19 protein-coding genes and 1 pseudogene are annotated in these 19330 nt (G+C 62.1%); 18 read left to right on the forward strand and 2 right to left on the reverse strand.

From position 1 onward, the window contains the following. The 14 genes from atpB to rluF all read left to right on the forward strand — a co-directional run bounded on the left by atpB (position 1) and on the right by rluF (position 12114). Positions 1 to 831: a F0F1 ATP synthase subunit A gene (gene atpB, locus CU110_RS00005; RefSeq protein ID WP_240665426.1), complete on the forward strand. Its 831-nt coding sequence runs from the start codon at positions 1 to 3 to the stop codon at positions 829 to 831. 101 nt (positions 832 to 932) lie between these two features. Then, complete coding sequence (atpE, locus tag CU110_RS00010; RefSeq protein WP_011508579.1) at positions 933 to 1181, forward strand: F0F1 ATP synthase subunit C; 249 nt, start codon at positions 933 to 935, stop codon at positions 1179 to 1181. 64 nt (positions 1182 to 1245) lie between these two features. Beyond that, positions 1246 to 1716 carry a F0F1 ATP synthase subunit B gene (locus tag CU110_RS00015; RefSeq protein ID WP_065392628.1) on the forward strand — a complete coding sequence of 157 codons (471 nt, stop codon included), beginning with the start codon at positions 1246 to 1248 and terminating at the stop codon, positions 1714 to 1716. Between the two features lie 13 nt (positions 1717 to 1729). Further along, positions 1730 to 2272 carry a F0F1 ATP synthase subunit delta gene (locus CU110_RS00020; protein ID WP_077379805.1) on the forward strand — a complete coding sequence of 181 codons (543 nt, stop codon included), beginning with the start codon at positions 1730 to 1732 and terminating at the stop codon, positions 2270 to 2272. A 16-nt stretch (positions 2273 to 2288) separates the two neighbouring features. After that, positions 2289 to 3833, forward strand: coding sequence for a F0F1 ATP synthase subunit alpha (gene atpA, locus CU110_RS00025; RefSeq protein ID WP_065392630.1), 1545 nt, complete (start codon positions 2289 to 2291; stop codon positions 3831 to 3833). 67 nt (positions 3834 to 3900) lie between these two features. Continuing rightward, entirely contained in the window at positions 3901 to 4767 is an 867-nt protein-coding gene (gene atpG / locus CU110_RS00030; protein ID WP_065392631.1) for a F0F1 ATP synthase subunit gamma, read from the forward strand. A 56-nt stretch (positions 4768 to 4823) separates the two neighbouring features. Continuing rightward, positions 4824 to 6197, forward strand: coding sequence for a F0F1 ATP synthase subunit beta (gene atpD / locus CU110_RS00035; RefSeq protein ID WP_077379807.1), 1374 nt, complete (start codon positions 4824 to 4826; stop codon positions 6195 to 6197). A 29-nt stretch (positions 6198 to 6226) separates the two neighbouring features. Beyond that, entirely contained in the window at positions 6227 to 6649 is a 423-nt protein-coding gene (locus tag CU110_RS00040; RefSeq protein ID WP_054556360.1) for a F0F1 ATP synthase subunit epsilon, read from the forward strand. A gap of 210 nt (positions 6650 to 6859) precedes the next feature. Then, positions 6860 to 8230, forward strand: coding sequence for a bifunctional UDP-N-acetylglucosamine diphosphorylase/glucosamine-1-phosphate N-acetyltransferase GlmU (gene glmU, locus CU110_RS00045; protein ID WP_084207703.1), 1371 nt, complete (start codon positions 6860 to 6862; stop codon positions 8228 to 8230). 185 nt (positions 8231 to 8415) lie between these two features. Further along, positions 8416 to 9195, forward strand: coding sequence for a DeoR family transcriptional regulator (locus CU110_RS00050; RefSeq protein ID WP_077379812.1), 780 nt, complete (start codon positions 8416 to 8418; stop codon positions 9193 to 9195). Positions 9196 to 9206: 11 nt separating this feature from the next. After that, positions 9207 to 10403, forward strand: coding sequence for a glutamine--fructose-6-phosphate transaminase (isomerizing) (glmS, locus tag CU110_RS16370; protein WP_240665427.1), 1197 nt, complete (start codon positions 9207 to 9209; stop codon positions 10401 to 10403). 25 nt (positions 10404 to 10428) lie between these two features. Then, on the forward strand, positions 10429 to 10926 hold the full coding sequence (locus CU110_RS16375) for an SIS domain-containing protein (protein ID WP_240665428.1): 498 nt from the start codon (positions 10429 to 10431) through the stop codon (positions 10924 to 10926). A gap of 28 nt (positions 10927 to 10954) precedes the next feature. Further along, positions 10955 to 11086 carry a hypothetical protein gene (locus CU110_RS17430; RefSeq protein WP_276317873.1) on the forward strand — a complete coding sequence of 44 codons (132 nt, stop codon included), beginning with the start codon at positions 10955 to 10957 and terminating at the stop codon, positions 11084 to 11086. A gap of 170 nt (positions 11087 to 11256) precedes the next feature. Further along, the gene (gene rluF, locus CU110_RS00060; RefSeq protein WP_127734274.1) at positions 11257 to 12114 is read left to right on the forward strand and encodes a 23S rRNA pseudouridine(2604) synthase RluF; all 858 of its coding nucleotides are present in this window, start codon (positions 11257 to 11259) and stop codon (positions 12112 to 12114) included. Positions 12115 to 12469: 355 nt separating this feature from the next. Here the strand turns inward: rluF and CU110_RS00065 are convergent. Next, positions 12470 to 13060, reverse strand: a pseudogene (locus CU110_RS00065) (YitT family protein); the annotation flags it as partial. 241 nt (positions 13061 to 13301) lie between these two features. On the opposite strand from CU110_RS00065, the gene CU110_RS00070 reads away from it, so the two are divergent. Both CU110_RS00070 and CU110_RS00075 read left to right on the forward strand, forming a co-directional pair. Further along, positions 13302 to 14129 (forward strand): DUF72 domain-containing protein, encoded by an 828-nt coding sequence (locus CU110_RS00070; protein ID WP_240499629.1) that lies wholly within the window; start codon positions 13302 to 13304, stop codon positions 14127 to 14129. A gap of 231 nt (positions 14130 to 14360) precedes the next feature. Next, positions 14361 to 15728: a sodium-dependent transporter gene (locus CU110_RS00075; RefSeq protein ID WP_077379825.1), complete on the forward strand. Its 1368-nt coding sequence runs from the start codon at positions 14361 to 14363 to the stop codon at positions 15726 to 15728. On the opposite strand, the gene CU110_RS17805 is transcribed toward CU110_RS00075, so the two are convergent. After that, complete coding sequence (locus tag CU110_RS17805) at positions 15629 to 15943, reverse strand: hypothetical protein (RefSeq protein ID WP_346427149.1); 315 nt, start codon at positions 15941 to 15943, stop codon at positions 15629 to 15631. The two genes, CU110_RS00075 and CU110_RS17805, sit on opposite strands and share 100 nt — an antisense overlap. A gap of 166 nt (positions 15944 to 16109) precedes the next feature. Here CU110_RS17805 and hexR point away from each other — a divergent pair, with 166 nt between their 5' ends. Both hexR and uvrD read left to right on the forward strand, forming a co-directional pair. Next, positions 16110 to 16976, forward strand: a complete 867-nt coding sequence (gene hexR / locus CU110_RS00085; RefSeq protein ID WP_043331730.1) for a transcriptional regulator HexR — start codon at positions 16110 to 16112, stop codon at positions 16974 to 16976. Between the two features lie 109 nt (positions 16977 to 17085). Continuing rightward, complete coding sequence (gene uvrD / locus CU110_RS00090) at positions 17086 to 19308, forward strand: DNA helicase II (RefSeq protein WP_084209565.1); 2223 nt, start codon at positions 17086 to 17088, stop codon at positions 19306 to 19308. Positions 19309 to 19330: the final 22 nt, after the last annotated feature.

Below are 19330 nucleotides of genomic sequence, written 5' to 3' on the forward strand. Positions count from 1 at the left end.
ATTCAGCACCACCTGCAGAATCTGACGTTCGGTAACCACCCCGAACACGGGTGGTCCATGGCGCACAGTGCCCAGGAAGCCTCCGACATGGGCTTCTGGGCCATCCATCTGGACACCATGGGCTGGTCCATCGGGCTGGGTCTGATCTTCCTGTGCCTGTTCCGCAAGGTCGCCAAGTCCGCGACCACCGGCGTGCCGAGTGGTCTGCAGAACTTCGTCGAGCTGATGGTCGAGTTCGTCGATCAGTCCGTCAAGGAGACCTTCCACGGTCGTTCCCGCTTGATCGCGCCGCTGTCGCTGACGATCTTCTGCTGGATCTTCCTGATGAACCTGATGGACCTGGTCCCCGTCGACTGGCTGCCGGGCGTTGCTGCCAAGGTTGGCGAGATGTTCGGCGCCGATCCGGCTCACGTGTTCTTCAAGGTGGTACCGTCCACCGACATCAACGCCACACTGGGCATGTCACTGTCCGTGTTCGCGCTGATCATCTTCTACTCCATTCGCGTCAAGGGCCTCAAGGGCTTCGTGGCCGAACTGACGCTGCACCCGTTCAATACCCCGAACAAGCTGGCACAGATCGCGCTGATCCCGGTCAACTTCCTGCTTGAATTCGTGACGCTGATCGCCAAGCCGATCTCTCTGGCGCTGCGTCTGTTCGGTAACATGTATGCAGGCGAGTTGATCTTCATTCTGATCTCGCTGGTCGGTATCTGGCAGCTGCCGCTCCACTTCCCGTGGGCAGTCTTCCATATCCTGGTCATCACCTTGCAGGCATTCATCTTCATGATGCTGACCATCGTCTATCTGAGCATGGCCAGCGAAGATCACTGATGTAACCCGCCCCGTGCCATTCGTGGCGCGGGGCAAGATTTCCGAGCTCTGCTCACACCCTCAACCCTTGACTTAAACTTGACTAAAACTGGAGTTCCACAATGGAAGCACAAGTTCTTGGCATGACCGCTATCGCCGTCTCCCTGCTGATCGGTCTGGGCGCCCTGGGCACCGCCATCGGTTTCGGTATCCTCGGTGGCAAGTTCCTGGAAGGCGCCGCGCGTCAGCCGGAAATGATCCCGCAGCTGCAGGTCAAGATGTTCATCGTCGCTGGTCTGCTGGATGCCGTGACCATGATCGGTGTCGGTATCGCGCTGTTCTTCACCTTCGCCAACCCGTTTGTCGGTTAAACATCGGCTGGCCACAGGCCAACCGTGTTTATGACCCAACAATCGTGAAGCGAGAGGTGCTGGCGTGAATCTGAACTTAACCCTGATTGGTCAGGCCATCGCCTTTGCGGTCTTCGTTTTCTTCTGCATGAAGTATGTCTGGCCGCCGGTCACACAGGCTCTGGCAGAACGTCAGAAGAAGATTGCAGATGGTCTGGATGCTGCCAGCCGTGCTACCCGTGACCTCGAACTGGCGCAGGAAAAAGCCAGCGAGACACTGCGGGAAAGCAAGGAAGAAGCAGCAAGCATCATTGAGCAGGCGCACAAGCGTTCCAACCAGATGATCGAGGAAGCTCGTGAAGCTGCCCGTGCCGAAGGCGAGCGTATGGTCGCTCAGGCGCGCGCAGAGATCACCCAGGAGATCAACCAGGCCAAGGACGAGCTCCGTGGTCAGGTCGCATCTCTGGCAGTGATCGGTGCAGAGCGCATCCTGGAATCCTCCATCGACGAAGCCAAGCACCGCGAGCTGATTGACAAACTCGCTGCTGAGCTCTGAGGAGACTGATTCCATGGCTGAAACGTCTACCTCCACCGCGGCTCGCCCGTACGCCAAGGCGGCGTTCGAGTTTGCACGCGGCCAGCAGGCGCTAGAGGCCTGGTCCGGAATGTTGTCGACAGCGGCGAACGTCGCTGTCGACGCGACCGTCAAGGCGGTGCTCGACAACCCGAAGCTCTCTACCGAGCACAAGGTCGACACCTTCATTGACGTGTGCGGCGACGCGTTGGACGACAACGCACGCAACTTCATCCGGACTCTCGGTGAGCAGGACCGCCTCGCGGCCCTGCCCTCCGTGGCCGAATTGTTCGAGGCCCAGAAGGCCGAGCAGGAACAGCGTGTCGAGGTGACCCTGGTGTCCGCCTTTGCACTGGAAAGCGAGCAGGAAGAGAAGCTCGCCACCGCCCTGCGCAAGCGTCTGAACCGCGACATCTCCATTACCACTCAGGTGGATAGTACGCTGCTCGGCGGCGTCATCATCCGTGCCGGAGATACCGTCATTGACGGCTCCGTGCGCGGCAAGCTGGCCCGGCTTTCCGAAGCACTGAACTCCTGAGTCCGAGGGACATGGCATGCAGCAACTGAATCCTTCCGAGATCAGCGACATCATCAAGCAGCGTATCGAAAAGCTTGACGTCGCATCCGAAGCCCGTAATCAGGGCACCATCGTCAGCGTCTCCGACGGCATCGTGCAGATCCACGGCCTCGCAGACGTCATGTTCGGTGAGATGATTGAATTCCCGGGTGGCGTCTTCGGTATGGCGCTCAACCTTGAGCGTGATAGCGTCGGCGCTGTCGTCCTGGGCGACTACCTGCAACTCGAAGAAGGCATGACCGCGCAGTGCACCGGTCGCATTCTCGAAGTGCCGGTGGGTCCGGAAATGGTCGGCCGTGTGGTCGATGCTCTGGGTAACCCGATTGACGGCAAAGGCCCGATCGACGCCAAGCTGACTGACGCGGTCGAGAAGGTCGCTCCGGGCGTCATCGCCCGTGAGCCGGTCGACCAGCCGGTGCAGACTGGTCTGAAGTCCATCGATGCCATGGTGCCGATCGGCCGTGGTCAGCGTGAGCTGATCATCGGTGACCGCCAGATCGGTAAGTCCGCCATCGCGATTGATGCCATCATCAATCAGAAGGGCAAGGGCATTACCTGCGTCTACGTCGCCGTCGGCCAGAAGCAGTCCACCATCGCCAACGTCGTGCGCAAGCTCGAAGAGCACGGCGCGATGGAACACACCATCATCGTCGCGGCTGGTGCCTCCGACCCGGCTGCCATGCTGTTCCTGGCACCGTACGCCGGTTGCACCATGGGCGAGTACTTCCGCGACCGCGGCGAAGACGCGATGATCGTCTATGACGATCTGACCAAGCAGGCATGGGCGTATCGTCAGATCTCCCTGCTGCTCAAGCGTCCGCCGGGCCGTGAAGCCTACCCGGGTGATGTCTTCTATCTCCACTCCCGTCTGCTTGAGCGTTCTGCACGCGTCAACGCCGATTATGTCGAGCAGTTCACCAAGGGTGAAGTGAAAGGCAAGACCGGCTCCCTGACCGCGCTGCCGATCATCGAGACCCAGGGTGGCGACGTCTCCGCGTTCGTTCCGACCAACGTGATCTCCATCACCGACGGTCAGATCTTCCTCGAGACCAGCCTGTTCAACTCCGGTATCCGTCCGTCCATCAACGCGGGGCTGTCTGTTTCCCGTGTCGGTGGTGCTGCCCAGACCAAGATCATCAAGAAGTTGGGTGGTGGTGTGCGTCTGGCACTGGCTCAGTACCGTGAACTGGCAGCCTTCTCGCAGTTCGCCTCCGATCTGGACGAAGCGACCCGCAAGCAGCTCGAGCACGGTCAGCGTGTCACCGAGCTCATGAAGCAGAAGCAGTACTCTCCGATGTCCGTGGCCGACATGGCGATCTCGCTGTTCGCGGCCAACGAAGGCTACCTGGACGACGTCGAAGTCGCCAAGGTGCTGGGCTTCGAGAAAGCGCTGCTTGACTACATGCGCTCCGAGCACGCGGATCTTCTGGACAAGATCAATCAGTCCGGCGGCTACGATGACGAGATCAAGAATGGTCTCAAGGCTGGCGTCGAGAAGTTCAAGGCGACCCAGAGCTGGTAAGTGACATGGCCCGGCCAGTCCGGGCCTTGTCGTTTCCCTTCGGGTGGCATGAATAAGGCAGATCGCTATGGCAGCTGCAAAAGAGATTCGCTCCCAGATCGGGAGCATCAAAAATACGCAAAAGATCACCAGTGCCATGGAAATGGTGGCTGCGTCGAAGATGCGTAAAGCGCAGGATCGCATGGCGGCCAGCCAGCCTTATGCCCATCAGATCCGCAAGGTTGTAGGACACATCGCCCGGGCCAACCCGGAATATCGCCATCCGTATCTGATGGAACGCGATGTGAAGCGTGTCGGTTATATCGTGGTCTCCAGTGATCGCGGCCTGTGTGGTGGCCTGAACGCCAATCTGTTCAAGGCTGTCACCAAGCATGCGAAGAGCTGGCGCGACCAGGGTGTCGAGGTGGACTTCTGTGCCCTCGGCTCCAAGGCCGGTACCTTCTTCCGCAACTACGGTGGCAACCTGCTTGCCGCCAAGTCCGGTCTCGGGGATTCCCCGGGTACCCAGGATCTGATCGGTAGCGTCAAGGCCATGCTGGACGCATTCGACGAGGGCAGCCTCGACCGTCTGTACGTGGTGTTCAACGAGTTCGTCAACACCATGACGCAGAAGCCGGTCGTGCGTCAGCTGCTTCCTCTCGAAGCTGATCAGAACGACGAAGAAACCGGTCCCACTACATGGGACTACCTGTATGAGCCGGATGCCGTCTCGTTGCTCGACAAGCTGCTCAAGCGCTATGTCGAGGCCCAGGTCTATCAGGCCGTGGTCGAGAACATCGCCTGCGAACAGGCAGCGCGAATGATCGCAATGAAGAGTGCGACCGATAACGCCGGCGACCTGATCGACGACCTCCAGCTGGTCTACAACAAGGCCCGCCAGGCAGCGATCACTCAGGAAATCTCCGAGATCGTATCCGGTGCCGCCGCCGTCTGATGACAGCGTGGCAACAGGCAAGCAGGTTTCAATCGCAGGTTTAAGAGGAACCAGGAATGAGCGGACGTATCGTACAAATCATCGGCGCGGTGATTGACGTCGAGTTTCCGCGGGACGCAGTGCCCAAGGTCTACGACGCCCTGAACGTCGCCGATAGCGAGACCGTACTCGAAGTCCAGCAGCAGCTGGGCGACGGCGTGGTCCGTACTATCGCAATGGGTTCGACCGAAGGCCTCAAGCGCAGTCTCGCAGTTGAGAGCACTGGTGCTCCGATCTCCGTGCCGGTCGGCACGGCGACTCTGGGTCGCATCATGAACGTGCTGGGTCAGCCGATCGATGAAGCGGGTGACGTGGGTGCGGATGAGCACATGCCGATCCACCGTGCAGCCCCGAGCTTCGCGGAACAGGCAGCATCAAACGAGCTGCTGGAAACCGGCATCAAGGTCATCGACCTGGTCTGCCCGTTCGCCAAGGGCGGCAAGGTCGGTCTGTTCGGCGGCGCCGGTGTCGGCAAGACCGTCAACATGATGGAGCTGATCCGTAACATCGCCACCGAGCACAGCGGTTACTCCGTGTTCGCGGGCGTGGGTGAGCGTACTCGTGAAGGTAACGATTTCTTCCACGAAATGAAGGAATCCAACGTTCTCGACAAGGTTGCCCTGGTCTACGGTCAGATGAACGAGCCGCCCGGCAACCGTCTGCGCGTAGCACTGACCGGCCTGACCATCGCCGAGAAGTTCCGTGACGAAGGTCGTGACGTTCTGCTGTTCGTCGACAACATCTATCGTTACACCCTGGCAGGGACCGAAGTGTCCGCACTGCTGGGTCGTATGCCGTCCGCGGTGGGTTATCAGCCGACACTGGCGGAAGAGATGGGCGTCCTGCAGGAGCGCATCACTTCTACCAAGACCGGCTCGATCACTTCCGTGCAGGCCGTCTACGTCCCCGCGGATGACTTGACCGACCCGTCTCCGGCGACCACCTTCTCGCACCTTGACGCGACTGTCGTACTGTCTCGTCAGATTGCCGAGCTGGGTATCTATCCGGCCGTTGACCCGCTCGACTCCACCTCTCGTCAGCTCGACCCGCTGGTCGTCGGCGAGGAGCACTACAACACTGCCCGTAACGTTCAGGGTGTGTTGCAGCGCTACAAGGAGCTGAAGGACATCATCGCCATCCTCGGGATGGACGAGCTGTCTGACGAAGACAAGCAGACCGTGGCACGTGCGCGCAAGATCCAGCGCTTCCTGTCACAGCCGTTCTTCGTGGCGGAAATCTTCACCGGCGCGCCGGGCAAGTACGTGTCCCTCAAGGACACCATCCGCGGCTTCCAGGGTATCCTGGACGGCGAATATGACGCACTGCCGGAGCAGGCGTTCTACATGGTCGGCACCATCGACGAAGCTGTCGAGAAAGCCAAGGGCATGTAATTTCCCTGTTCAGGCATGAGGAAACAGGTATGGCTATGAGCGTCCATTGCGACATCGTCAGCGCTGAGAAAGGCATCTTTTCCGGCCTGGTCGAGCGTCTCGTGGCTGCCGGCAGCGAAGGTGACCTCGGCATCATGCCGGGTCACGCACCGCTGCTGACCGAGCTGCAACCCGGCCCGATTCGCGTTCAGCGTCAGGGTGGGGCTGAGGAAATCTACTACGTCAGTGGTGGATTCCTCGAAGTGCAGCCGAACCTCGTTTCAGTCCTCGCCGACACCGCAGTACGTGCCGACGATCTGGATGAGGCGGCAGCCCAGGAAGCCAAGGAAGTGGCCTTGAAGGCCATGAACGATCAGGCTTCCGAACTGGAATACTCACGCGCCACGGCCGAACTGGCCGAGGCGATGGCCAAGCTGCGCACCGTGCAGCAGATGCGTCGTCACACGCGCTGAGATGCACTGGGCCATGACGGCCAGTGACAGGAAAGAGGCGACCTTCGGGTCGCCTTTTTTTATGCCCACTGATGCTTTCGCGGGTCTGTTCTCGGCGACAGGGCCGTGGGTAAACCTCGTCACTGGCAGCTCAGGGTTCAGCTGCTATGATGGCGCCATTATTTTCAGGGGCTTCAGGTATGAAGACCCGCTTTCTACAGGAGTTCACCGATGAGCAGTGCAGAGCGTACCGACGTCGTCATTCTTGCCGCAGGCCAGGGCACCCGCATGCGTTCCAAATTGCCGAAGGTGCTGCACCCGTTGGCAGGCAAGGCGATGGTGCGTCATGTGGCTGACACCGCTGCAGGCCTGGACGGTGCGCATCTGAATGTCGTCATCGGTCATGGTGGTGAGCGTGTGCAGCAGCAGCTGGCCGACACCGGCGCGAGCTTTGCCGTTCAAGCAGAGCAGAAGGGCACCGGTCACGCCGTGGCCCAGTCACTGGAAGCCATCGGCGATGGCAAGGTGCTGATCCTGTATGGCGATGTGCCGCTGATTCGTCGCGAGACTCTCGAGGCGCTGCTGGCCGAAGTCAGTGAGCAGACTCTGGGCCTGCTGACGGTGATTCTGGAAGACCCGACAGGCTATGGCCGTATCGTGCGCGATAGCGAAGGTCGCGTCAGCGCCATCGTCGAGCACAAGGATGCCACGCCGGAGCAGCTGGCCATCCAGGAAGGCAACACCGGTATCCTCGCGACCACCGGTGCCCAGCTCAAGCGCTGGCTGCCGGCGCTGTCCGCCGACAACGCCCAGGGCGAGTACTACCTGACCGACATCATCGCCATGGCGGCCAGCGAAGGTGTCAACATCGCCACCGCCCAGCCGGCGGCGGTCGAGGAAGTGCAGGGCGTCAACAATCGTCTGCAGCTGGCCGATCTCGAGCGCGCCTTCCAGCGTCGTGAAGCCAACCGCCTGATGACCGAAGGTGCCAGCCTGGCGGACCCGGCGCGCATCGACGTGCGCGGCAAGCTGACCATCGGTACCGATATCAGCATCGACGTCGGTTGTGTCTTCGAGGGCGAAGTGAGTCTCGGAGATGACGTGGTCATCGGCGCCCACTGCGTGATCCGCAATGCCACCATCGGTGCCGGCGCCAACATCGCGCCGCATAGCGTCATCGATGGTGCGGTACTGGAAGGTGACAACAATGTCGGGCCCTTCGCACGTCTGCGTCCTGGAACCGAACTGGCGCGCGGCGCGCGCATCGGCAACTTCGTCGAGACCAAGAATGCCCAGGTGGGCGTGAACGCCAAGATCAATCACCTGAGCTATGTCGGTGATGCCACCCTCGGTGAGGCAGTCAACGTCGGTGCCGGCACCATCACCTGCAACTATGACGGTGCCAACAAGTTCCGAACCGAAATTGGCGACAATGCCTTCATCGGCTCCAACTCCGCGCTGGTGGCGCCGCTCAAGATCGGTGCGGGTGCCACCGTGGGCGCTGGATCGACCCTGAGCCGCGATGTCGCCGAAGGTGCGTTGAGCGTGGCGCGTGGCAAGCGTATCGACAAGCCGGAATGGCCGCGTCCGACCAAGAAGTGAACGGCAGCTCGGCAGCTTCAGTCGCGATGCTTGCTGGTGAGTGAAGGTGGGCATCAGAAACGGGGAGGCACCGACAGGTGTCTCCCCGTTTTCAGGAATGAATCGTCTCATCCTGTCTCGTCTTTCACTTGATGTTTCGTTATTCCTCGCTTATCTTTCGTTTCGAAACTTTATAGGGGGCCCTGATGTCCAAGCGTCTGACACCACAACGGCGTCACCAGATCCTCGAACAACTGGGACGTGACGGTGAAGTCAGTGTCGAGGCACTGGCGCGGGAACTCGCCACTTCCGAGGTCACCATCCGCAAGGATCTGGCCTTTCTCGAGAAGAGCGGCCTGCTGCTCAGGCGCTACGGCGGCGCCGTGGCCATGCCGCGTGAACTGCTCGTGCATGACGAACCGGTCAGTGCCGCCAAGCAGGCCATCGCCCGCCTGGCAGCCAGCCGTATCGGCGCCCATCAGCGCATCATCATCGACAGCGGTACCACCACGGTGGTGCTGATCCCCGAGCTCAAGGGGCGTGATGACCTGATCGTGATGACCAACTCGCTGAGCGTGGCCAATGCCATTCGCGAGCTGGAAAACGAGCCGGTATTGCTGATGACCGGTGGTACCTGGGATCCGCACTCCGATTCCTTCCAGGGACAGGTGGCGGAGCAGGTGCTGCGCAGTTACGACTTCGACCAGGTCTTCCTCGGCGCGGATGGTCTGGACCTCGAACGTGGCACTACCACCTTCAATGAGCTGATCGGCCTGTCACGCGTGATGGCCGAGGTGTCGCGAGAAGTCGTGGTGATGGCGGAATCCCACAAGCTGGGCCGTCGCATTCCCAACCTGGAGCTGGCCTGGTCCAGCATCAGTACCCTGATAACCGATGACGCGTTGCCTGATGCTGCGCGTGACCAGATTCGCGCTCATGGAGTCGAGGTGTTGATTGCCCCGCTCGTGGCGCCAGCAACAGCATAAGGAGATTGCTCATGTGTGGCATCGTAGGCGCCGTCGCCAGTCGTAACGTCCAGAACATCCTGCTCGAGGGTCTGCACCGCCTCGAATACCGTGGCTATGACAGTGCCGGCATGGCCGTGCTGTCCGAAGAGGGCCGCTTGAATCGCGTGCGTGCGCTGGGCAAGGTTGCGGCGTTGCAGGAGCGTCTCGAAGAATCACCGCTCAAGGGACGCGTGGGTATCGCTCACACTCGCTGGGCCACGCATGGGGCGCCGAGTGAAGCCAATGCTCACCCGCACCAGTCCGGTGACAGCCTGGCCGTAGTCCACAACGGCATCATCGAGAATTACGAGACGCTCAAGCGCGAGCTGCAAGGTCAGGGGTATGTCTTCACCTCCGAGACCGACACCGAGGTGGTCGCCCACCTGCTGGCGCGTGAATACACCCTGAGCCAGGACCTGCTGACCGCCGTCCAGAAGGCCGTCGCCCTGCTGGATGGCGCCTTCGCGCTGGGCGTGGTGCATCGTGCCCAGCCGGACGTGCTGATCGGCGCGCGTCAGGGCAGCCCGCTGGTGATCGGTGTCGGGATCGACGAGCACTTCCTGGCCTCCGATCAGCTGGCGCTGCTGCAGGTCACCGATCGCTTCATCTATCTCAAGGAAGGCGATCTGGTGCGCATGACCGCCGAGCAGATCGAGATCTTCGAGCAGGGCGAGCGTCTGATCACCGAGGCCAACGAGCGCCCGGTCCAGACCTTCGAGCACGCGCAGGATGCCGCCTCCAAGGGCGACTATCGCCACTTCATGCTCAAGGAAATCCACGAGCAGTCCCGTGTGCTGGCTGCCACGCTGGAAGGTCGCCTGAACGGTGATCACGTGCTGGTGCGCAGCTTCGGCAGCGAGGCGGAAAACCTCTTCCGTCAGGTCAAGCAGGTGCAGATCGTCGCCTGTGGTACCAGCTACCACGCCGGCATGGTGGCGCGTTACTGGATCGAAGACGTCTGGCCGGCATTCCGGCGGCGGTCGAGGTCGCCTCAGAGTTCCGCTACCGTCCGGTGTGTGGTGGCCGATGGCACCCTGTTCGTCACCCTGTCCCAGTCCGGCGAGACCGCCGACACGCTGTCCGCACTGCGGGCTATCCAGAAGCTCAACCGCGAGTCGCTGCAGGCAGGGCATTACCTCGGCGAGTCTGGCGATCTGCAACGTCCCGGGCAGCTCGCTGGTGCGTGAATCGGACCTCAGTCACTGATGACCCATGGCCGGACCGGAAATCGGCGTCGCCTCCACCAAGGCCTTCACCACCCAGCTGGTCGGTCTGATGCTGCTGACGCTGTCGCTGCGTCGCGTGCGGGGTGGCGATGAGGCCGGGGAAGCCGAGGTGGTGCGTGAGCTGCGTCAGCTGCCGTCACTGGTCACCAAGGCGCTGGCCATGGACAGCGAGATCGAGCGTCTCTCAGAGGCCTTCGCCGACAAGCACAACGCGCTGTTCCTCGGGCGTGGCACCCAGTTCCCCATCGCGCTGGAAGGCGCGCTCAAGCTCAAGGAAATCTCCTATATCCACGCCGAGGCCTATCCGGCGGGCGAGCTGAAGCACGGCCCGTTGGCGCTGGTGGATGCCGACATGCCGGTGGTCGCGGTGGCACCCAACGACGAGCTGCTCGAGAAGCTCAAGTCGAACCTGCAGGAAGTGCGTGCACGTGGCGGGGAGCTGTTCGTCTTCGCTGACGAGAATATCAGTCTCGAAGAGAGCTGAAGGCGTGCGCGTCGTCTGCGCATGCCACATGTCAGTCGAAGTGCTGGCACCGATTCTCTACACTCTGCCGCTGCAGCTGCTGTCCTACCATGTCGCCGTGCTCAAGGGCACCGATGTCGATCAGCCGCGTAACCTGGCCAAGAGCGTCACGGTCGAGTGATCCCGCGATGCAAGACGGCTGCGTCATGTCTGGCGCAGCAGCAGATGAGCTCAGTCTCATCGGGCCAACGGCAGCCTCAGGGCTGCCGTTTTTGGTATCCTGTGCGCCTGCCTTCTTATCCTCTTACGTCCGCTGCGCGTTCATCGCCCGGCGCACGCACGTGACCTGCCATGACTGATCGCGACGCATCGCTTACCCGCCTCAACAAGTTCATCAGCGAAACGGGCTTCTGCTCGCGGCGCGAGGCGGACCGCCATATCGCCGAAGGGCGAGTGACCATCAATGGTGTCGTCCCCGAGATGGGCACCAAGGTCGCGCCGGGCGATGAGGTGCTGGTCAACGGCAAGCCGTTGAAGGCCAAGCAGGAAGCGGTCTATCTGGCCTTCAACAAGCCTGTGGGCATCACCTGTACCACCGAGCGCCACGTGGAAGGCAACATCATTGACTACATCGGCCATCCCAAGCGGATCTTCCCGATCGGTCGCCTCGACAAGCCCTCCGATGGCCTGATCTTTCTGACCAGTGACGGCGACATCGTCAACAAGATCCTGCGGGCCGGCAACGCCCACGAGAAGGAATATGTGGTGCGGGTCGACAAGCCGATCAACCCGGACTTTCTCAAGCGCATGGCAGCCGGCGTGCCGATTCTGGATACCATCACCCAGCCGTGCCGCATCGAGCAGATTTCCACCTATGTGTTCCGCATCATCCTGACGCAGGGGCTCAATCGCCAGATTCGCCGCATGTGCGAGGCGCTGGGCTATGAGGTCTTCAAGCTCAAGCGGGTGCGCATCATGAATGTCAGCCTGGACGGGCTGGGCATCGGCGAATGGCGCTATCTCACCCAGAAGGAGATGGACGACATCCATTGGATGATCGAAGGCTCCAGTGGTACCGAGGAGGCCTCACGACTGGCGGCGGCGCCGACGCCTTCCCAACACGCGACTGCCGCGCGCCATCAGCGTGCCGCGCAGGATACGGACGGGGGCTCGCCAGGAAGGGGCGGGGCGGCGGGAGCGTACCGATGAGTCCAGATCCGCTCGTGGCAATCAGGAACGCAGCAGCGCCGGCAAGGGCGGCTCCCAGCCGGGCAGCAAGAACGCCAATGGCGCGGGCAAGCTCGCGAGCGGCCTCAAGCCACGCACGCGTGGCAAGGCCGGAGAGCGTCGCGATGAGCGCGATGCGGCGAGCAGGGGGGACAAGTCCTCTGGCAACACGACCTTTGGCAAGAAGAATCCTGGCGGCAGAAGTGCCGGGGGAAAGAGCCCGTCGTACAAGGGCGGCGGCGGCTCCAATGGCGGGCGTGGTCGCCGCTAGTGAGCTGCCTGCACCTGCTTGCCATTGAGGCGTGCGGCGGTGGTAGCGCCCCAGTACGAAGGACAGCGTGGCGAACGCCAGTGCCGAGCAGATGACCTGCGGCCAGGGATAGACCAGTGCGGCGAGCGCGATCAGCAGCAGGTCGAAGGCGAAAGTCGTGCGGCCTGCATGGATGGCGAAGCGTCGCTCCAGATCCAGCGCGAGAATGTTGAGTCCGCCGAGGGAGGCGTTCTCGCGAAACAGCAGGGTGACCCCCAGCCCGATGAGCAGGCCTGCGGCAATCGCCACCACCGGCAGATTGACGTCGCCCAGCGGCAGACTGACCGCCAGTAGATCCGTCAGGATCGAGAGCAGACTGACGCATCCCAGGGTGCGCAGCGTGAAGTTGAGCCCCAGCTGCTTCCAGGCCAGCCCGTAGAAGGGCAGGTTGATCAGGAAGAACAGACTGCCGAAGCTCAAGCCCGTCAGGTCCGAGCCAAGCAATGACATCCCGGCAGTACCACTGACCAGCAAGCCGCCGGCCTGCAGCAGGCGCACGCCGAGTGCCACCAGCAGACAGCCCTCGAAGAGCGTGATCAGGCTACGCAGCGTGATGGCATTGGCCGCACGGGAGCGGCTGTCGTTGGCACGCAGGATGAGTCGTTGGAAAGCAGTCATGACAGGCTCCGGGGTATGGGCAGTCAACAATGATGGCTTCCGACTGACGGTTCATGCAGGAAGTGGACCATAGCACGCCGTGATGACAGTTTTTATTGTGCTTACGTCGCTCTAGCAGACGATATTATTCGGTGTATTGGGCCTTTGACCCTCACATTCCTCTAGCTATGGCGCCTTCATGCACCATTTTCATGCATCCTCCGCACCGACGGAGGCGGGGCATCTTCATCTAGGGCTCGCGATGTGGGCCAACGATGACTGGCGCGGCAGCCTGCTGCCGGGCAGTGGCCCGCGCGAGCATCTGGCGGATTACGCGCAGGTCTTCGACTGTGTCGAAGGCAATACCAGCTTCTATGCTCTGCCGCCGGAGAGCGCCGTGGCCAGCTGGGCCCGCCAGGCGCCCGAGCACTTCCGCTTCTGCTTCAAGTTGCCGGGACGACTGACCCATGAGTTGAGGCTTCAGGGAATCGAGGAGGAGCTGGCGGAATTCTTGGCGCGGCTTGCGCCACTTAAGTCGCGCATGGGGCCGATCATGATCCAGCTGCCACGCGACCTGGGGGAGGAGGTACTCCCGCGTCTTGCGCAATTCTTCGCGCATGTCGAGGGTGCTGGCCTTGGTTGGGCCGTGGAGCCCCGTGCCCCGAGTTTCTTTGCCAAGGGCTCGGTGGAACGACAGTTGAATCGCTTGTTGATAAGTCACGGAGTCGATCGCGTGATGCTGGATGTCCGTCCACTCTTCAGTGGCCCTGATACCGCGCATCCAGGGCTTGCCGTGGCACGCTCGGAAAAGCCGCATCGCCCATTGCATGTGTTCTCCAGCGCACGCCAACCGCTGGTCCGCTTCATCGGGCATCATGACGACGCGACCAATCTGGCCTTCTTCCAGCCCTGGGTGGAACGCCTTTCCCTGTGGATAAGTCAGGGGAAAAGCCCTTTCCTGTTTGTGCATACTCCTGACAACAAGGCGGCTCCGGCCTTGGCGCGTCGTCTGGCCAATCAGGTGCTGGAGCGGCTTGATCGGCCATTGATCGGTGCCTTCCCCGGGGAAGGACAAGGACGTCTCTTCTAGCGCGGGGCGGGCAGCGTGTCCATTCCGGCGTGTCTATCGACACCAGTCTGTCTGTCATACGGGCCTATCCGGCCATGATGACGGCCAGATGCACCACAGCAGTGATCCTGCGACGCCATCCTGTCGGCCACGGTTCATCCTTCCGTCTCGCCAGCATGATGCAACAAGCACAACAAGATGCCACAGGCCGCTACCCGTGGCTGGCATCATCGCGACGAATCAGGGACTCACATGTCATCCAAACCGCATTCCCACGCTCAGTGGTCTTCTCGCCTGGCCTTCACCCTGGCCGCCGTCGGTTCCTCCGTCGGACTGGGCAACATCTGGAAATTCCCGTACATGACCGGTGAGAGCGGCGGCGGTGCCTTCGTTCTTGTCTATCTGGTCTGCATTCTGTTGATCGGTCTGCCGATCCTGATGTCCGAGTGGCTGCTGGGCCGCCTGGGACAGAAGAACCCGATCTCGACCATGAGTCACATCAGTGCGCGCCTCAAGCGTAGCCCCGCCTGGGTGTTGATCGGGGTGGCCGGTGTGCTCGGCGCCTATCTGATCCTGTCCTTCTACAGTGTCATCGGTGGCTGGGCACTGGCCTTCATCGCCGACGCCGCCAGTGGCAGCTTCGAAAGCCTGACCTCTGACACGGCAGGCAGTCTGTTCGGTGGTCTGCTGGGCGACCCGACCACCCTGCTGGCCTGGCACAGTGCCTTCATGCTGATGGTGATCCTGGTCGTGGCCGGGGGCGTCGCGGGTGGTCTGGAGCGTGCCGCCAAGATCCTGATGCCGCTGCTGGCGGTCATGCTGGTCATGCTGGTCGGGTATGCGGCGACCACTGATGGCTTCGCGGAAGCGGCTGCCTGGCTGCTGACACCGGACTTCTCCAAGCTCGACAAGGATGGCGTGCTGGCGGCGATGGGGCATGCCTTCTTCACCCTGTCACTGGGCATGGGCATCATGATGGCCTACGGCTCCTATCTCTCCGATGACGTCAATATCGGGCGTACCGCGCTGATCGTGGTGGTGCTGGATACCGTCATCGCTCTGCTGGCGGGGCTGGCCATCTTCCCGGTGGTGTTCTCCAATGGTCTCGACGCCGCTGCGGGCCCGGGCCTGATCTTCCAGACCTTGCCGCTGGCCTTCGGCCACATGCCGGGCGGAGAAGTGTTCGGCGTGGTGTTCTTCGTGCTGCTGGTCTTCGCGGCCTGGACCTCAGGCATCTCGCTGCTGGAACCCATCGTCGAATGGCTGGAAGAGAAGACGCCGATGTCACGCGTGGCCTCTGCCTGGGTGGCGGGGATCGCGACCTGGCTGCTGGGGATCGCCACCATCCTGTCCTTCAATCTGTGGAGTGATGTGGCGCCGCTGGGCATGTTCGCCAAGTTCGAGGGCATGACCATCTTCGACCTGCTCGATTACGCGACCAGCAAGCTGATGCTGCCGCTGACCGGCCTGGCGACCATCGTCTTCGTCGGCTGGTTCATGGGGCGTGATGAAGTGCGCAGTCAGCTCAACATGAGCGACTCGGCCTTCAAGCTGTGGAGCTTCGTGGCGCGCTTCATCGCCCCGATCGGCGTGGTGGTGGTCTTCGCCTCCAGCCTGTAGTGGGTATCGATATCGCTTTCCGTTTCCAGCACTTCGATGTCGCTTAAATCCTCGCTCAGGCGCTTGATTTCGTTGTGCATTTCGATTCCGCGTCTGGCGCGGAGGTGGCGGACTGCGCTTTGTTTCTTGCGGGCCTGATGTTCGTCGGCACCGAGGGTCATGAAAATATCGAGAAGCTCGTTCTTGAGCGTATCTACCTGCTCTGAATTACGCATGATTCGACCTCCATGGCATCCAAAGGATGTGGGCTTTCACTGGCGCCACACCGTTTTACTATAGCTCACTTGACAAAATTGTGACCATAGACCGCCTGTGATGGCGACACCCCCCGGGGGATGTCGTAAGCTCAGGCATGCCCATGAAGTCTGCAAGGAGTGTGCCGTGAGTCATGCCATCTTCGACGACCTGAGGAGCCGGATGGAGAATTTCCGCCGCTCTGAACAGAAGGTTGCCCGTTACGTCCTCCGCCATCCGGAGGAGGTGATTCACATGCGGATCGTCGATCTGGCCAGTGAATCCTCGGTCAGTGAACCGACGGTAGTGCGCTTCTGTCGTGCGATGGGCTTTGCCGGCTTCCAGGACTTCAAGCTCCAGCTGGCGCAACGCCTGGCCACGGGCACCCAGTTCGCCCAGTTCTCGATGAATGACTCCGACAGCGTGGCGGAGTTCTCTCACTCGCTGTTCGATTCCACCATCGGCACGCTGCTGTCAGTGCGTGACCGTCTGGATGCCGAAGCCGTCGCACGCGCCATCCACTCGCTGGCCTCCGCCAGCCGGGTCGAGTTCTACGGCTATGGCGCCTCGGGTGCCGTGGCCCACGATGCCCAGCACAAGTTCTTTCGTCTGCAGATCTCCACTGCCGCCTACACCGACCCGCACATGCAGAACATGTCAGCGGTGACGCTGGGGCCGCGCGACGTGGTGGTCGCCATCTCCCAGACCGGACGCACCAAGGCGCTGATCGCCAGCGTGCGTCTGGCACGGGATGCCGGCGCGACCGTCATCGGCCTGTGTCCCAGCGGCTCGCCGCTGGCGGATGAGGTCACGCTGCCGCTGCATATCGATGTGCACGAAGATACCGAGATCTATACGCCGATGAGCTCACGCATCGCGCACCTGGTGATCGTCGATACGCTGGCGGTCGGTGTCGCCAAGGCGCGTGGGCCCAAGCTCAAGGAGCAACTGGAAGCGGTCAAGAAGAGCCTCGCCACCCTGCGCATCGACGACCACGATTTCGATACCCACTGAGGCAAGGAAGAGCAAGGCAGGCCGCTGTGATAAGGTGGATGCCTGAACAGGGGCAGTGAATCTCATGCTGCTCCGCTCCTCGATTCCTCTGCCCTGTGGTGAGCCCTGCATGTCCGAATCGCCCCTCCTCGATCACCTCAACACGCATCAGCGTGAGGCCGTGTCCGCGCCGCCGGGCAACATGCTGGTACTGGCGGGGGCCGGTTCCGGCAAGACCCGCGTGCTGGTTCACCGCATCGCCTGGCTGATGGACCAATATCAGTTCTCGCCCTACGCCATCCTGTCGGTGACCTTCACCAACAAGGCCTCGCGGGAGATGCGCACGCGTCTCGAGGCGCTCAATGGCAGCAGCCTGCGCCACATGTGGGTCGGCACCTTCCACTCCATCAGTCACCGTCTACTGCGCACCCACTGGCAGGAGGCGCGCCTGCCTGAGCACTTCCAGATCATCGACAGTGATGACCAGCTGCGCATGGTCAAGCGGCTGCTCAAGGAGCACAACGTCGATGATGAGCGCTGGCCGCCCAAGCAGGTCCAGTACTTCATCGCCGGCTGCAAGGAGGAAGGTCTGCGCGCCCATCAGGTCCAGACCCATGGCGATGCCTACATGGGCAAGATGGTCGAGATGTACGAGCTCTATCAGCTCGCCTGTGAACGCGGCGGCCTGGTCGATTTCGGTGAGCTGCTGCTGCGCTCGCTGGAGCTGCTGCGCGATACGCCGCATCTGCTGGCGCATTACCGCGAGCGCTTCGCCCACCTGCTGGTCGACGAGTTCCAGGATACCAATACCCTGCAGTACGCCTGGCTGAAGCTGCTGGCCGGCGATCGCGAGTGCATGACCGTGGTCGGCGATGATGACCAGTCCATCTACGGCTGGCGTGGCGCGCGGGTCGAGAACATCCAGCGCTTCACCGAGGAGTTCGCCAATACCCGGGTGGTGCGTCTGGAGCAGAACTACCGCTCCTCCAGCGCCATCCTGGAGGCTGCCAACGCCTTGATCAGCCACAACGGCGGGCGCATGGGCAAGGAGCTGTGGACCGACAGCGGCCGTGGCGAGCGGATTCGGGTCTATGCCGGCTTCAACGACATCGACGAATCGCGCTACATCGCCGATACCATCCGCGAACTGGTCAATGAGCATGGTTACAGTCGCGACGAGATCGCGATCCTGTATCGCTCCAACGCCCAGTCACGCGTGCTGGAGGAGACGCTGATCCGCCAGGGCATGCCGTATCGCATCTATGGCGGCCAGCGTTTCTATGAGCGTCTCGAGATCAAGAACGCGCTCGCCTACCTGCGTCTGATGAACAACCGCGAGGACGATGCCGCCCTGGAGCGCGTGATCAACGTGCCGGCGCGTGGCATCGGCATGCGCACCGTCGAGCAGCTGCGCGAGCGTGCGCGCTACGGCAACCTGACCATGTGGCAGGCGATGAGCGATGCGGTTTCCGATGGCGCCCTCAAGGGGCGCGCCGCCACCGCCGTGCGTGCCTTCGCCGACATCATCGATGGCCTCGACAACGACACCGCCGGCATGGCGCTGCATGAGCTGGTCGAGCACGTCATCCACGTCTCCGGCCTGCGCGAGCATCACGCCGCCGAGAAGGGCGAGAAGGGCCAGGCGCGCCTCGAGAACCTTGCCGAGCTGGTCAACGCCTGTCGCGCCTTCAGTCAGGGCGAGCGCATGGACCCGGAAGCCCCCAGCGAAGGGGCCGAGGCGCTGGAGCCCTTCCTCGCCGAAGCCGCGCTGGATGCCGGTGATCATGAAGCCGCCGAAGGCGAGGAATGCGTACAGATGATGACGCTGCACTCCGCCAAGGGGCTCGAATTCCCGGTGGTGTTCGTCGCCGGGGTCGAGGAAGGGCTGTTCCCGCACAAGATGTCACTGGAGGAGCCGGGGCGCCTCGAGGAAGAGCGTCGCCTGTGCTACGTCGGTGTCACCCGTGCCATGCAGCGCCTCTACCTGACCTACGCCGAGCTGCGGCGCATGCACGGCAAGGAGACCTTCCAGCGACCGTCGCGCTTCCTGCGTGAGCTGCCGGAAGAGCTGCTGGAGGAAGTGCGCCTGCGTGGCCAGGTCTCGCGTCCGGTCTCGACCCAGCGTGCTACGCCGAATCGTCGCCCCTCCGGGCCGCGTCAGGAGAGTGTCGAGGCCAATGGCGACATGCCGGCGCTGTCGCTCGGCAGCCTGGTGCGTCATCCGTTGTTCGGCGAGGGCGTGGTCATCAACGCCGAAGGCCAGGGCGAGCGAGCGCGTGTGCAGATCAGCTTCGAGGGCGAAGGCGACAAGTGGCTGGTGCTGGGCTTCGCCAAGCTGGAAGTGCTGAGCTGACCCTGCGCGGCACTACGGCCTT

It is taken from the genome of Cobetia sp. ICG0124 (assembly GCF_004006355.1).
Taxonomy (GTDB): domain Bacteria; phylum Pseudomonadota; class Gammaproteobacteria; order Pseudomonadales; family Halomonadaceae; genus Cobetia; species Cobetia marina.

Coding starts and splice junctions, on each gene's coding strand:
- CU110_RS16375 (WP_240665428.1), top strand. CDS start 10,429: ATGGCCGGACCGGAAATCGGCGTCGCCTCCACCAAGGCCTTCACCACC.
- rluF (WP_127734274.1), top strand. CDS start 11,257: ATGACTGATCGCGACGCATCGCTTACCCGCCTCAACAAGTTCATCAGC.
- atpD (WP_077379807.1), top strand. CDS start 4,824: ATGAGCGGACGTATCGTACAAATCATCGGCGCGGTGATTGACGTCGAG.
- CU110_RS00040 (WP_054556360.1), top strand. CDS start 6,227: ATGGCTATGAGCGTCCATTGCGACATCGTCAGCGCTGAGAAAGGCATC.
- atpG (WP_065392631.1), top strand. CDS start 3,901: ATGGCAGCTGCAAAAGAGATTCGCTCCCAGATCGGGAGCATCAAAAAT.
- CU110_RS00050 (WP_077379812.1), top strand. CDS start 8,416: ATGTCCAAGCGTCTGACACCACAACGGCGTCACCAGATCCTCGAACAA.
- CU110_RS17430 (WP_276317873.1), top strand. CDS start 10,955: ATGTCAGTCGAAGTGCTGGCACCGATTCTCTACACTCTGCCGCTGCAG.
- CU110_RS00075 (WP_077379825.1), top strand. CDS start 14,361: ATGTCATCCAAACCGCATTCCCACGCTCAGTGGTCTTCTCGCCTGGCC.
- CU110_RS17805 (WP_346427149.1), bottom strand. CDS start 15,943: ATGCGTAATTCAGAGCAGGTAGATACGCTCAAGAACGAGCTTCTCGAT.
- CU110_RS00070 (WP_240499629.1), top strand. CDS start 13,302: ATGTGGGCCAACGATGACTGGCGCGGCAGCCTGCTGCCGGGCAGTGGC.
- uvrD (WP_084209565.1), top strand. CDS start 17,086: ATGTCCGAATCGCCCCTCCTCGATCACCTCAACACGCATCAGCGTGAG.
- CU110_RS00020 (WP_077379805.1), top strand. CDS start 1,730: ATGGCTGAAACGTCTACCTCCACCGCGGCTCGCCCGTACGCCAAGGCG.
- atpA (WP_065392630.1), top strand. CDS start 2,289: ATGCAGCAACTGAATCCTTCCGAGATCAGCGACATCATCAAGCAGCGT.
- atpE (WP_011508579.1), top strand. CDS start 933: ATGGAAGCACAAGTTCTTGGCATGACCGCTATCGCCGTCTCCCTGCTG.
- glmS (WP_240665427.1), top strand. CDS start 9,207: ATGTGTGGCATCGTAGGCGCCGTCGCCAGTCGTAACGTCCAGAACATC.
- glmU (WP_084207703.1), top strand. CDS start 6,860: ATGAGCAGTGCAGAGCGTACCGACGTCGTCATTCTTGCCGCAGGCCAG.